At 42.7% G+C, this 13,276-nt stretch carries 12 protein-coding genes and 1 pseudogene; 6 read left to right on the top strand and 7 right to left on the bottom strand.

Annotation, left to right across the window (positions count from 1 at the left end):
• Positions 1-280: 280 nt before the first annotated feature.
• The gene (locus tag V7K27_RS03770) at positions 281-1,072 is read right to left on the bottom strand and encodes an MOSC domain-containing protein (RefSeq protein WP_334944681.1); all 792 of its coding nucleotides are present in this window, start codon (positions 1,070-1,072) and stop codon (positions 281-283) included.
• Between the two features lie 272 nt (positions 1,073-1,344).
• Complete coding sequence (gene lepB, locus V7K27_RS03765; RefSeq protein WP_334944453.1) at positions 1,345-1,986, bottom strand: signal peptidase I; 642 nt, start codon at positions 1,984-1,986, stop codon at positions 1,345-1,347.
• A 308-nt stretch (positions 1,987-2,294) separates the two neighbouring features.
• Between lepB and V7K27_RS03760 the strand changes: the two genes are divergently transcribed.
• Complete coding sequence (locus V7K27_RS03760) at positions 2,295-3,614, top strand: dihydroorotase (protein ID WP_334944451.1); 1,320 nt, start codon at positions 2,295-2,297, stop codon at positions 3,612-3,614.
• Between the two features lie 320 nt (positions 3,615-3,934).
• Positions 3,935-5,110, top strand: a complete 1,176-nt coding sequence (locus V7K27_RS03755; protein ID WP_334944449.1) for a patatin-like phospholipase family protein — start codon at positions 3,935-3,937, stop codon at positions 5,108-5,110.
• A 919-nt stretch (positions 5,111-6,029) separates the two neighbouring features.
• Here V7K27_RS03755 and tsaE read toward each other — a convergent pair.
• Together tsaE and V7K27_RS03745 are read right to left on the bottom strand one after the other, a co-directional pair.
• Entirely contained in the window at positions 6,030-6,485 is a 456-nt protein-coding gene (gene tsaE / locus V7K27_RS03750) for a tRNA (adenosine(37)-N6)-threonylcarbamoyltransferase complex ATPase subunit type 1 TsaE (RefSeq protein WP_334944447.1), read from the bottom strand.
• Positions 6,486-6,637: 152 nt separating this feature from the next.
• On the bottom strand, positions 6,638-8,008 hold the full coding sequence (locus V7K27_RS03745) for a gluconeogenesis factor YvcK family protein (protein WP_334944445.1): 1,371 nt from the start codon (positions 8,006-8,008) through the stop codon (positions 6,638-6,640).
• Between the two features lie 174 nt (positions 8,009-8,182).
• On the opposite strand from V7K27_RS03745, the gene ruvC reads away from it, so the two are divergent.
• Positions 8,183-8,674 (top strand): crossover junction endodeoxyribonuclease RuvC, encoded by a 492-nt coding sequence (gene ruvC / locus V7K27_RS03740; RefSeq protein ID WP_334944443.1) that lies wholly within the window; start codon positions 8,183-8,185, stop codon positions 8,672-8,674.
• Between the two features lie 139 nt (positions 8,675-8,813).
• Positions 8,814-9,233, top strand: a complete 420-nt coding sequence (locus tag V7K27_RS03735; RefSeq protein WP_334944441.1) for a hypothetical protein — start codon at positions 8,814-8,816, stop codon at positions 9,231-9,233.
• 264 nt (positions 9,234-9,497) lie between these two features.
• Here the strand turns inward: V7K27_RS03735 and V7K27_RS03730 are convergent, their stop codons facing one another.
• Positions 9,498-10,049: an FKBP-type peptidyl-prolyl cis-trans isomerase gene (locus V7K27_RS03730; RefSeq protein ID WP_334944439.1), complete on the bottom strand. Its 552-nt coding sequence runs from the start codon at positions 10,047-10,049 to the stop codon at positions 9,498-9,500.
• A 78-nt stretch (positions 10,050-10,127) separates the two neighbouring features.
• Positions 10,128-10,451, bottom strand: a complete 324-nt coding sequence (locus V7K27_RS03725) for a phasin family protein (protein ID WP_334944437.1) — start codon at positions 10,449-10,451, stop codon at positions 10,128-10,130.
• 132 nt (positions 10,452-10,583) lie between these two features.
• On the opposite strand from V7K27_RS03725, the gene V7K27_RS03720 reads away from it, so the two are divergent.
• Positions 10,584-10,754: a TIGR03792 family protein gene (locus V7K27_RS03720; protein WP_334944435.1), complete on the top strand. Its 171-nt coding sequence runs from the start codon at positions 10,584-10,586 to the stop codon at positions 10,752-10,754.
• A gap of 504 nt (positions 10,755-11,258) precedes the next feature.
• Here V7K27_RS03720 and V7K27_RS03715 read toward each other — a convergent pair.
• Positions 11,259-11,675: a 2TM domain-containing protein gene (locus V7K27_RS03715; protein ID WP_334944433.1), complete on the bottom strand. Its 417-nt coding sequence runs from the start codon at positions 11,673-11,675 to the stop codon at positions 11,259-11,261.
• Positions 11,676-12,144: 469 nt separating this feature from the next.
• On the opposite strand from V7K27_RS03715, the pseudogene V7K27_RS36380 reads away from it, so the two are divergent.
• Positions 12,145-12,729, top strand: a pseudogene (locus V7K27_RS36380) (FAD/NAD(P)-binding protein); the annotation flags it as partial.
• Between the last annotated feature and the right edge of the window lie 547 nt (positions 12,730-13,276).

Here is a 13,276-nt window from a genome sequence, read left to right as displayed (position 1 = left end):
CGGCGCTAAATCCCCGTTACTAAACTGTACCCAACTCTTAGAGACGCTGCGCGAACGACAAAGCTCAGGGCATCGCTTCCGACTTCCGACTTCTTTAATTGCTGATGTCTTGATTTTCTGGTTTCAAAACCTCTGGCTTGTATCAAAACTTATATTTACAGCTATTTTCAGGTAAATAGACCACGCAGGTAGGGGCACAGCAATGCTGTGCCCCTACGACAGATGTGGTTCAAATACATGATTTCTGCTGTAACTTAGTATTTTTTATTTTAAAGAAATGTTAATTTTGTTGTGGAAGTATGTCAACCTCATCGCCAAGTTGTAAAATTTTTCCGGCTGACGATGGAGGTAATTGGGTATTGACACTCAATCTGTAAAAGTGATTAAAAGGCGATGAAGCAACCCAATTTGGCAGAGTTGCTTGTCGCTGGGTAGCAAAGATTTTTTGAAAGTTTGGGTAAGCTTCCCCTAAGTAAGAATCGCGTGTTGGGACTATACAACGCTGACATGGGTTAACCCCAAAAAAGCACACATCTCCCACTCGAAAGGAGACTAAATCACCTTGTTCACTAAATAGCTGATCTTCCCAAAATGCTGGTACACCATCAATCTCGATGTTGGCACGCATCCGACGGCGGATTTCATCTACACTTAAACCCGGAAACCAAGAAGCTACTTCTGCCAAGGTTGCCGTGCTAATTACTGTTGGGCCAGGTGAAAATGTATCGTCAGGAAAACCCATCAGAGAGTTTTGTCCGAATGTGACAGCAAACCCAAAAAAATCACTCAAAGTTGCTTCTAATGCTTGCCGTTCCTCATCCAAATGAAAAATTTGTTGGAAGTCGCAGCCTGGGATTTGCAACGAGATAGTTCTATTTAAAAGTGCAAATTGCGCCCTTAGTAAATGGATTTTCGCATGACGCTTGCCATTGACAAATTTACCCTGTTCGTCAAAAATTGCAAACTCGCGGTCATGCTGTAGTGCGCCACTGCCAAGAACTCTAGCGTTCTCAACTTCAACACCATCTAATGACTTAACGGGATACAATAAAATCTTTGCTAGGTAAGGCATCATTGCAATTTTGGATTTTAGACTTCGGATTTCGGATTAAAATCTCGTTTCCAGCAAGAAGCTGGAAATGCAGTTCCTGGTGGCTCTGCCGCGAGTTACAGAGGCGGAGCCTCAATGAGGGGCATTCCCAGTCTCCGACTGGGAACGAGACAACAGCAGAAATCATGTATTTGAACCACATCTATCGTAGGGGCACAGCAGTGCTGTGCCCCTACCGCGTGGTCTATTTACCTGAAAATAGCTGTAATTATCCACCTTATTAATATTGTTAATTATGGATATAGTGGCGATTTATCTATTCCGCCAATATGATTTAGAGGCCAGAAGCGAAGTACAGCACGTCCAATAATATTCTGGCGGGGGACAAGACCCCAGCAGCGACCATCATAACTGTTGTTACGATTGTCACCTAGTACTAAATATGAATCGGCTGGTATAGTCTGGGGTTTTGCCAAAAAAGGTGGCTGTACCCCTGATTGGCAAACATCAATCACTGTACTCTGCTCAGAACTGAGGTAATTGGATTCTGGGAGAGATTTGTTGTTGATATAAACTTTGCCATCCTTGAGTTGTACTTTTTCTCCAGGTAGGCCAATTATACGTTTAATAAAAGCATCCTGGTATTGTTCTTTTTGTAGCTCTTTTGTAGGTGAAAATACTACGATATCTCCCCGTTGCGGGTCAGCAAATTTATACTTCAACTTATCGACAATGATTTTGTCTGCCTCCCACTGGTTGGGCGTACCATGCAGAGTAGGTTCCATCGATCCAGAAGGAATCCAGCGTGCTTCAGCAACAAATGTACGAATTCCCAGAGCTAGAACAATGCTCAATACAATTGTTCTACCTAGCTCTGCGATCCAGGAATTATCGGGTTGTTGACTAGAGTTGTTATCAGACACTTGATTTTGCATGAAATTACTTAACTGAAAGAAAAATGTAGGTAATTAACTCGCCTAGTGAGACTTTATCTGTTAATCTTAACGGGAAAACTTTAATTTCCTAGTCATGTTTGCATCTTGACGGGGTTCTTCATAAATTAAAAATAAACTTTTTTTTGGCCTGGCAAAAATTGGTTACTCCGATCGCGACTCGGTTTAACCTAAAAGCATAGTTCTCCATAAAATATAAGCTACTGTGGCTTGAATTTAGATGGATTCGATAGCCAGGATGCTTGCCAAGATTGCATTTCCCCATTTTGAATTTTGAATTCCTTATGCTTATGTCATCTCCAAAAATTTTACTGATTCGCCGCGCTCGTATAATCTTACCCAATGGTGAACTGATGATTGGGGATGTGTTGACGCGCGATCGCCAAATCGTCGAAGTTGCGCCAGAAATCTCTCAAACAGCACTAGCCACTGAAATTGACGCAGAAGGGTTAACTTTGTTGCCAGGAGTTATTGATCCGCAGGTACATTTCCGCGAACCTGGACTAGAACACAAGGAAGATTTATTCACCGCCAGTTGTGCCTGTGCTAAAGGCGGAGTTACTTCCTTTTTAGAAATGCCCAATACGCGCCCCCTGACAACCACACAGCAGGCTTTAGACGATAAGCTAGAACGTGCCTCCCAGAAGTGCTTGGTTAATTATGGCTTTTTTATTGGGGCAACAGCAGAGAATCTACCAGATTTGCTTTTGGCAAAGCCAACACCAGGAATTAAGATTTTTATGGGGTCGATGCATGGTCAATTGCTGATTGATGGCGAAACAGCATTGGAGGCAATATTTGCTAAAGGGGCTCGCTTGATTGCCGTTCATGCCGAAGACCAAGCTAGAATCAACCAGCGTCGCCAAGAATTTGCCAACATTCACGATCCCGCCGTTCACTCGCAAATTCAAGATAATCAAGCGGCTTTGCTTGCAACTCAACTGGCATTAAAACTTTCTCAAAAATATCAACGTCGTCTGCATATTCTGCATCTGTCAACTGCCGAAGAAGCAGATTTGCTGCGTCAGAATAAACCTAGTTGGGTGACAGCAGAGGTGACACCACAGCATTTGTTGTTGAATACTAGCGCTTATGAAACAATTGGTACCTTAGCACAGATGAATCCACCGTTGCGATCGCCCCACGATAACGAAGTTCTCTGGCAAGCTTTGCGCGATGGCGTGATTGATTTCATCGCCACAGATCACGCGCCGCATACCTTAGAAGAAAAAGCTCAAGAATACCCCAATAGTCCTTCGGGAATGCCTGGGGTAGAAACTTCTCTAGCTTTGATGTTAACTGCGGCGATGCAAGGACAGTGTAGTGTGGCTCAAGTTGTGAACTGGATGTCTAAAGCTGTAGCTGTAGCTTATGGTATTCCGAATAAAGGAGCGATCGCGCCTGGTTACGATGCCGATTTAGTGCTTGTAGATTTAAACACATACCGTCCAGTCCGGCGCGAGGAACTTTTAACCAAATGCCATTGGAGTCCCTTTGAAGGCTGGAACCTCACCGGCTGGGCTACAACCACCATTGTCGGCGGTGAGATAGTTTATGACAAAGGCCAGGTAAATACGCAAGTGCGGGGTCAAGCTTTAACTTTCTTGTAGCAAATATCTATTTAAGCTTACGTAGTACACAAATAGTTATAGCGTTTCCTAATCATACAAGGTACATCATAGCCGCTCTCGAAGAGCCTACGGTGTATACACAAGTCTTATAAAGTTGTCCAAAAACGTTTTGATCCCCCCTAACCCCCCTTAAAAAGGGGGGAATCGAAATCAAAGTCCCCCTTTTTAAGGGGGATTTAGGGGGATCAGATCCAGCCTAGAGATGTGTGTACACGGTAGCTCGAAGAGCGGGGAGGGGGTTGGGGGTGGGGTTCTTGTACCGCTATACACATCAAAAGAAATAATCAAGGAGAATTGCTATGTCCTTCAAAATTTTGGCTTTAGACGGGGGCGGTATTCGTGGAGTCATTGCAGCCCGAATACTTCAACAAGTAGAGCAAGAAATTAGAAATCAGGGGAAAGGAAAGTTTTTACACGAATACTTTGACCTAATTGCAGGTACTTCTACTGGTTCAATATTAACAGGAGGTATTGCTCTTGGAAAGGAGAGCGATCAACTTATTAAACTGTATAGAGATCGGGGTAAAGATATATTTCCTCAGCAGAGAAAAGACCGCTACAAAAACTTCCCGCCCATCATAAAATCCATTTTGAATGTACTTTCACCACCTAAATATTCTCATGATGGAATTATTAGCGTCCTCAAAGATGCGTATAAATCCACAAGAATAAAGGATATTGAAAAACCGATTATTTTGATTCTTGCTTACGATACACTATATCGGAATACAACCTTTTTTACAAATTGTCATCCCGATCTAGGAGACAGATGGTACGATGACTGTTATTTATGGGAGATATGTACCGCTTCTGCCTCAGCTCCCACTTTTTTCCCACCATATAAATTAGAACCTGTAGATAAAGAAAAATTTGGTGATTGGGAATTCCCACATATTGATGGAGGAGTTTCTGCTAATAACCCTTCTCTCGCAGCTTTGAGTCTAGTTATGAGGATCAGTCAGTCTTCAGTCTCTCCAACAATCAAGCAAAAATATAAACTGGATAATCTGCGATTGGAAGATATTTCTATTCTTTCTATTGGCACAGGTCAAACTGGTGAACCATATCAATATAAGCAAATAAGCAAATGGAGAGGCTTCGACTGGGCAAAAAATCTTACTAATATCTTTATAGAACCTACATCTGAGATTGGTAGTACAATTTCCCGACAAATCATGGGCGGATACGATTCTAAACGTTACTTACGTCTTCAGTTTGACTTAAATGAGACATTTCAACCCAAGCCAAAAGAGACTTATAAAGATCCTCGGATTGTATTACCTCCAGAAGATCGAAAAAACCGATTTACAGGCGAAAAAGTCACTGAAGAAATAGATAACACTAATTCCGAGGTTCTTCAGCAGTTAATAGATACTACTTCTGCATTCATTGATAAAGGTCTGACGTACTATACCAGAGATGACTCCGGTTATCCGATAAAAAATGCGATCGCCTCTTTCATTAGAGATAACTAGTACTTTGTCAAGCTAGTAATGAAGCGTTTGTAGTAAGGACTTTAGTGCTTAGAAAATAAGGATTAAAGTCCTTAATTATTCGTGAACCAAGAGATCCCCGACTTCTCTAAGAAGTCTAGGCTAAAATAGTGCATTAGACGTAGACGTAGGTTGGGTGGAGCGGAGCGCAACCCAACATATATCAGGATGTTGGGTTACGCAAAGCCTCCACCCAACCTACAATTTTTTTGCTGAAAAGCTTATAAATATGTATTTTTAATCTCCGTATTTTCTCATGATTCAATTCGGATTGCTATAGTGCATATACGGAGGCATATTAATGTCAACTAATATAGGACAAAATATCTCGTAGTTTATACAGAATTATCGTATAAATACGAAATATTTTATTTAATATTTCCTTGATATCAGCGCTAATTACAGATGCGAATATAAGAATTATTTGCTAATTAAAATCATTTAAACTTATTTAAAAAAATCATCAACTAGTTTCTTCTTTTGTATAGATTGTGAACCTAATTTGGGAATACTAAGTGTAAGGAAAGTTAGACGACCGACTTCTACAGAGCTTTATTGTTCTTTAACTTTTCTCTACTAGCTTTCGCTGCTAAATAATTCCGATTGGATCTCCGAATGACAGTAGGAAACTAATCTAGTTGAACGAAGCTAACTAAGTTCTGTAAAAACTCTCATTTAATCCAACAACAGTTTATTGACATTGGCTCTGTTGCAATATATCTGCTGTTGAACAATTCTTTCGTTTATTTTTGGTTGAGATAACAATGTTAGGGACTGACAGTGGTGAGCGTGGTAGTGGCAGATAGGACGAGTGTAGAGTTCTTCCTCGACTATTTGCAGAAATTTTCTAGTGTTGTGATCAAAAAAGTGAAATCCCTCGTACTTAAGTCAGAAGATGAGCTTAAATCGCGGCAATAAGTTCGCTAATGGCACAATTGAATGCTATAAGTTCGACTTGACGAGTGCCCCCATGCCCATAAGTCAAACTCACACTTAAATAACTATCTGGCTTATAGGGCAATCGTTCCGCCCATTCAACTGCCACAATTCCTGGTATGACTTCAACACCTTCCCAGTAACTTTCTAAATTTAGGGCTGCAACTTCTTGTGGTTCTAAGCGATATAAATCCAGGTGGTAAAGGGGGAGGTGTCCTTCGGTGTACTCATTAATCAGGGTGAAAGTGGGACTGACAATGGGTTCAGCAATTCCCAGCCCCTTGCCAATACCTTGAACTAGGGTAGTTTTACCAGCACCTAAATCACCTTCTAGTAAAATTACACTACCAGGGGTCAGGGATTCACCAAGAGTAATACCTAAGCGTAGCGTCGCCTCTGTATCTGCAAGAAAAATTTTCATAATTAGTCATTGGTCATTTGTCATTTGTCATTGGTCATTTGTCATTGGTCATTTGTCATTTGTCATTTGTCATTGGTCATTGGTCATTGGTCATTGGTCATTAGTCATTGGTCATTAGTCATTAGTCTAAACAAAGGACTAATGACTAATTTTCATTTTCCGTGATGAGCTCTACCGTACCAGCGCAACAAAACTCGCGCTAGTTTCTGCGGATTGTGACGTACAAAACCCGTTTCATCTTCATACAAAACATTAGCTGGAACAATTTTTCGCCCTAGCTGAGTTACGGCTTCTCTATCCAGGAAAACGGGATGGGAGTTTTGTTGGGCGTAGCGGATGAGTGATTGCTCCGAGGGGGATTTGTTGTGTATTAGCACAGCATCAAATAGCCGTCTTTGCCCACAAGCAGCATCAATTGCTCTGATGTGATCGGCAACAGTGTAGTCTTCAGTTTCTCCTGGTTGAGTCATTATATTGCAGATATAAATCCGGGGGGCATCTGTTTGAGCGATCGCATCGGCAATTTCTGGTACTAATAAATTAGGAATCAGGCTAGTATAAAGGCTACCTGGGCCAATAATGATGTAATCAGCTTCTTTAAGTGCCTTAATCGCTGCTGGCACCGCCGGAGGATTAGCTGGAATGCAGCCAATTTTAACAATTTTACCGCCAGCTTTGGGAATACTAGACTCCCCATTAATGCGGCGACCATCGGCTAATTCTGCCCAGAGGCGAACATCACTGAGAGTTGCTGGTAGTACTTGTCCCCGTACCGCTAGCACTTTGGAACTGGCTGCAACTGCTTGTTCTAAATCTCCAGTAATATCACTCATTGCCGTTAAAAACAAATTACCAAAACTGTGACCCGTTAACCCATCTCCAGCCCGAAAACGGTATTGAAACAATTCTGTTAATAGCTTTTCTTCATCTGCTAGTGCAGCCAAACAATTGCGAATATCCCCTGGTGGTAGCACACCAAACTCTTCACGTAACCGCCCAGAAGATCCACCATCATCGGCGACAGTGACGATCGCAGTAATATTAGCACTGTAGGTTTTCAGTCCCCTCAACAACGTAGAAAGTCCCGTACCACCGCCAATTACTACTATTTTCGGGCCTCGGTACAATCGACGATGGGCCAGCAAAACATCAATGAGTTCCTCTCCGCCTTCTGCTCTTAGTACCTTAGTAATTGAGCCGACAGTCCGAGTTTGTCCCCAAAGCACCAACAGCAAGCCGCCAAGCAGCACCAAAGGTCCACTGATATAGTTGGGTAAGAGGTTGGTGATTACTCCCAGGAAACCCCTAACTAACTCGATCATCCAAAAAATTGGGGTCAGCTTAATCCAGATAGCTAATCCCAAACTCGCCAGTAGTACACCCCCAACACTGATCAACAACCAACGTTTTACCGATAGTCCAGGGGATAACCATTTGAACCACTGGTTAACCCGATAGGAAGTACGAGAACGCGACTGCTTTTGCAGGGCGTTGAGGGCTTGTCTGAGAAAACCAATTGACATACCTGATTTGGAGCAGTGCTACAAATAATAATTAACAGAAAATGTATACCACTTGGTTTAAAACACCAGGCGTGGAACTATTATATTTGTCAATCCTATTAGACTAAGAGCAAGTCGTGAAGATTGCCAATATTCCTAGTTAAACAATAGCCTGGCTTGGTAAAAGTGAATTTAATGGAAAAACGAATTTTAGGATTAGATCCAGGACTGGCAATTTTAGGATTTGGGGCAATTAACTGCACACAAGTTTCTCACAAGGTGCAAGAAACTACAGTAAATATGCTGGATTTTGGGGTAATCAGAACGTCAGCAGGTGTAGAAATGGGACAGCGCCTATGTACCTTGTTTGATGATTTACACACCCTGATGGAGGAGTTCCAACCGGATTTGGTGGCGATCGAGAAGCTATTCTTCTATCGGATGTCAAATACAATCGTGGTTGCACAGGCGCGGGGTGTACTCATTTTGGTGTTGGGTCAGCGTCGTCTTCCCTACGTAGAGTTTACTCCTGCTCAAATTAAGCAAGCTTTAACAGGCTATGGCAATGCTGATAAGTCAGAAGTGCAAGAGGCGGTGGCGCGGGAGTTAGATTTAGATGAAATTCCCAAGCCAGATGATGCTGCGGATGCTTTGGCGGTAGCATTGACTGCTTGGTTTCAAGTGTAGGTTGTTGTACTTGGCTTTCATCCACTCTCAAAAAACGCACTCCTCGCTGATGGCGATCGCATGATAATTGTTAGTTTTATGACCGCAAGCGATATCATCTGTGTGTGGTGTTATCTGCTCACTATAAACCAGGAGTGCAATGAAGCTTCAGCAACTAGTAATTGTCAGTGCAGTATTTGTTTGGGCTGCTGCGCCGAGTATTGCGATCGCAGATGAAGTGTGGAATAGTGACTACGGCAGAGTGGTCTATGAAAGCGATCGCGGCAAAACTGCGATCTGGACTTATCCATCTGGAACTATCTTCATTGAAGGGCTGGCTGGAATAACAAGCAATCGGGGAATTTATCACGGCTATTGGGTTGGTAAATCGAATGTCAAATGTGATACGTCACGAGAAGATGGTTCTGGTAAGTTGAGCAACACCTGGGGACGATTTTCGATCCGCTTTAAAGTTCCTAATTTTCCCATGCCTTGGGAGGCCAGATGGAGCTATTGCGAAAGCGAACCTACTTTCTCTTGGAACGGAACCCCGCCAAAACAAAGTTTACTTCAACGCTAAAGTTTCTCGGCTTTTGTGGCTAAAATCCCCCAAATCTGACTGCGATCGTTTGAGTTAGGAACGTGGATTAAATAAAATGCAAAACTTCATCCTGTCTCTAGCTTCCCTCTCCAATATATCGGAGAGGGATTGAGGGTGAGGTAAGCCAGGGACTGATATTCCTGATAAAGGTTAGAAAATAGGTGAGAATTCAGATTGGGAACAGAGAGAATAGAAACTTCTTTTAATAATTCTCCCTTGTCCCTTGTCCCTATGCCCCAGTCTCTATTTAACTCCCAGCAATTCCACATCAAAATGCAGAGTGGCGTTGGGCGGAATCACCCCACCAGCACCACGAGAGCCATAACCTAACTCTGGGGGGATGATTAACTGACGACGACCGCCTACTTTCATGGTGCTAAGTCCTTCGTCCCAACCTTTGATTACCTGTCCAACGCCAATTTTAAAGCTGAAGGGTTGGCCGCGATCGCGTGAACTATCAAACTTAGTTCCATCTTCGAGAGTGCCAACATAGTGAACTTCAACCGTTTGTCCAGATTTAGGAGTCGCCCCCGTCCCCTCTTTTAACTCGACATACTTTAATCCAGAGGGGGTAGTTACAACATTATCATCAGACGAGGGGGTACTTGCAACATTAGCATCAGACATAGTATTACTCGCAATTAAGATATTGTTTTCAGTTACAGTTGTGGACGCTGGCGGTGTTTCGGTTAACTGGGCAGCAATGGCAGTGTTCTGTTTACTGCCTACTTGCCCCACAACCAAAAGCACAACGCACACCAGCATGAACGCCACACTGAGAAAAATTGGTTTCAAAATCAGTTCTCCTTACTTAAGTATCCAGGCAAAAAGATTACCAACAGGACACAATTAGTTTAAATCAGAAAGGGCATTCTAACGCCAAAGCTTATTTTCTAAATCGCGCAGTTGACGCTCTAAACGGTCAATTCTGCCCCTGAGTTCGTCCACTTCCGACTGACGAGCTACTCCCAAATCTTGCATCATATTTCGCATTTGCCTTTGCATTTGGACATCGAAGTTCCCCTGTTCCGACTTTAATTGCTGGGCAATATCATCTATTACCGCCTTGGCTTGCTCAGGATTGAGCTTACCGTCTTTAACTAAATCATCGCCGACTTGCCGCAGTTTTTCTGCTACTAAAGACGTTGTGCCAAGACCCACCATCATTAGCTGTTGCAACCAGTTGTTGCTGTCCATAATCCCTTCCTCTTATTTATTAATCAGCCGACCCTTGCTCCTGAGTGTAGGAAATCCAGCTATGCTGAAAGCGTAGTTATTCTAGCCTACAGCTCTATTTTGGCAAATTAGCAAGCACAGGGTTCAAAGGGCGTGGTTATAAAATTCGTCAAGTTTAAAGTTGCCCCGAATTTACGGGAGGATTTTATCCAGAAGGATGCACAAATTTGGACAACAGTGCTGGCTGAATATCCTAGATTTCTCGGTAAAGAGGTTGGGATCAGCCCCAATGACCACAAAGAATTTATCCCGATCATTCGTTAGGCAACGCTGGAGCCGTGAAAAGCCATACCCCAAGCACATTTGCAGACTATTGAAGACAAATTCATCCCAATACTGGGAGAATCAGATCCAATAGTGGAGTCAGCAGAGTATCAAGTACGGAAATTTCCCCATTTGTAGGTGAAAGATTACTCCCAAGTCGTAGGGACGCATAGCTAAAGTCGGGAGAAGTTAAAGGGAGCATCTCAATGAGTGTAAAAAGCCTTGTAAAACCTCACCCCAACCCTCTCCTTACTAAGGAGAGGGAGCAAGAATCTTGTTTCTTATCTGGTATATTTGCTTTCACTGAAATGCTCCCGAAATTAAATTCCTGCACGCCATTTCTGAAAGGTTATCTCGTAATCTTCATGTTTTACTCTGTTGAAGAAGAATGCAGAATCCAGAATCCAGAATTCACCAATCTTTCAGTCGGGGATTGAGACCGGCGCAGGAATTGTTGCACCACCAAAAATTCTAGTTTTGTGGGGGTGCAAAAACTCCGATTATTCATCCGCTTTTTCGTTCAGAATTCATTCTGAATTCTGACTCCTGACTCCTGAATTCTGTTCGATAAACACTCCACCAATGAAAAAATAATCCTAACCCCCAGCCTAATATTGGGAAGATAGCCCAAAAATAACTAGGACTAGTAATTAAATTCAAGAGAATCAGGAATAAATTCACCGCTAGGAAGGAAACAAAGTGTGCCCAAAAAGCTCTACGTCGGAAAGTATTAAATGTGCGTTGCGAACCTTCCTCTTTTTGTTGAGCTAACCACTTTTGCTCAGTTGTTTCCAAAATATTAGAAGAAATACCTAACTCAGATGCCATTTCTACAAGCTGTTCTCGTGAAAATTCACCTTCCTGTTTACGAGTGAGTGCTATTTCAAGGATTTTTTCCACATCTTCTGAATCGTAAGTCATTTTAATTACCTTAGAAGTTTGTGTGTAAATGCGCTTTTGATTTCACGAAGTTTTGGATAGGCTTGGTTCAATTCAGTTAGCAAATGCCTCCACTTTTTGCACCCAATACTTAGTGACATTCACAACCTGATTATTTTCTCACAATCGATTTAGAGCTACTGTATTTGTCAATACCTCTATATTGCTTTTAAGACATTAAGCCAAACATGATCTGAAAGTTGAATGCTAGTAGTGTCAGAAAATGTTGACAATTGTAAAGGTAAAATTATCGCTTTTGAAGGGGTTTTTTGATATTAACTAAAAACCACGGTATTTGCATCGGATTTGGATGCAATAGACACATAAAATTTAGATAAATAGTTCCAAAACCTTGTCTCATCTAGATTTTAGTTTGTGTAATCTGACGATCGCCACTCCTCGATTTGGAGATTGGACACTCAAGGGCAATTCCCACTTATTTCATGTGCCTATGTGGTTTTTTGAGCTAATTCATCTGCCTAATAACTTCCATAAGCGTAAATTTCAGTTTGTTGGCCGTAAATTGATGAGTAGAAAGCAGCAACTCACACGTCCTATGAACAACAGCATTTTTAACCTAACCGTCTCTCCAGTTGCGATCGCCATCATTGGTGGTGGCTTTAGCGGTTCTCTGGTTGCAGCGAATCTTTTACGCAATGCAACCATGCCATTGTCCATCAAGTTGATTGAACGTAATTCGGAAGTGGGTAGAGGAGTTGCTTATGGTACACCAGTGGACTGTCACTTGCTGAATGTGCCAGCAGGTAAGATGAGCGCGTTTGCCGATCAACCAAATCACTTCCTGAACTGGCTGCATAAAAATGGGCATGAACAGGTAACTTCATCTACCTTTGTTCCGCGTCGGGTTTATGGGGACTATGTGCAGGCGACTTTAAAAGCAGCAGAGGTAAATGCACCCGCGAATGTGCAGCTAGAGAAGATTGTGGATGAAGCGATCGCCATCGAAACAAAACCCCACAACACAATAGTGTACCTGAGCAGTGGTCAATGTTTGTATGTAGAAAAGGCGGTGTTAGCGTTGGGCAATTTCCCGGCAATTCTGCCTGCACCCCTCGCCGTTTTAGATAAGCACTATGTCAAAGATGCTTGGTCTGCGGATGCGATCGCTAACCTAAATCCAGAGGATGCTATTCTGCTAGTTGGTACTGGGTTAACAATGGCAGATGCGGTTGTTGCCCTACATCAGCAAGGGTTTCAGGGACAAATCCATACCGTCTCGCGCCACGGATTAATGCCCTGTAGCCACAAATCAACGAACCCTTATCCGGCATTTATTGACGTAGAAACTGCGCCAAAAACGGCGCGAGGACTGCTGCATCTGGTACGTCAAGAACTGCGCGTGGCTCAAGATTGGCGAGCAGTAATCGATGCCATCCGCCCAATTATTCCACAACTTTGGCAAGCACTGCCATTACCCGAACAAAAGCGATTTCTCCGCCATGTCAAAGCTTACTGGGAAGTTCACCGTCATCGGATTGCTGAAGGAATTGCCGAAGTATTGGATGCTGCAATGGAATCTGGTCAACTAATCCATTACGCAGGTCGGATTCAAAGTTGTCAGG

Origin of the sequence: Nostoc sp., assembly GCF_036919575.1 — a bacterium.
In the GTDB taxonomy this organism is placed as follows: domain Bacteria; phylum Cyanobacteriota; class Cyanobacteriia; order Cyanobacteriales; family Nostocaceae; genus Nostoc.
This window is presented reverse-complemented; position numbering and strand designations above follow the sequence as displayed.

Bases quoted from the DNA above. Each gene is read 5' to 3' on its own strand.
- V7K27_RS03770 (WP_334944681.1), bottom strand. From the start codon at position 1,072: ATGCCTTACCTAGCAAAGATTTTATTGTATCCCGTTAAGTCATTAGAT.
- lepB (WP_334944453.1), bottom strand. From the start codon at position 1,986: ATGCAAAATCAAGTGTCTGATAACAACTCTAGTCAACAACCCGATAAT.
- V7K27_RS03760 (WP_334944451.1), top strand. From the start codon at position 2,295: ATGTCATCTCCAAAAATTTTACTGATTCGCCGCGCTCGTATAATCTTA.
- V7K27_RS03755 (WP_334944449.1), top strand. From the start codon at position 3,935: ATGTCCTTCAAAATTTTGGCTTTAGACGGGGGCGGTATTCGTGGAGTC.
- tsaE (WP_334944447.1), bottom strand. From the start codon at position 6,485: ATGAAAATTTTTCTTGCAGATACAGAGGCGACGCTACGCTTAGGTATT.
- V7K27_RS03745 (WP_334944445.1), bottom strand. From the start codon at position 8,008: ATGTCAATTGGTTTTCTCAGACAAGCCCTCAACGCCCTGCAAAAGCAG.
- ruvC (WP_334944443.1), top strand. From the start codon at position 8,183: ATGGAAAAACGAATTTTAGGATTAGATCCAGGACTGGCAATTTTAGGA.
- V7K27_RS03735 (WP_334944441.1), top strand. From the start codon at position 8,814: ATGAAGCTTCAGCAACTAGTAATTGTCAGTGCAGTATTTGTTTGGGCT.
- V7K27_RS03725 (WP_334944437.1), bottom strand. From the start codon at position 10,451: ATGGACAGCAACAACTGGTTGCAACAGCTAATGATGGTGGGTCTTGGC.
- V7K27_RS03715 (WP_334944433.1), bottom strand. From the start codon at position 11,675: ATGACTTACGATTCAGAAGATGTGGAAAAAATCCTTGAAATAGCACTC.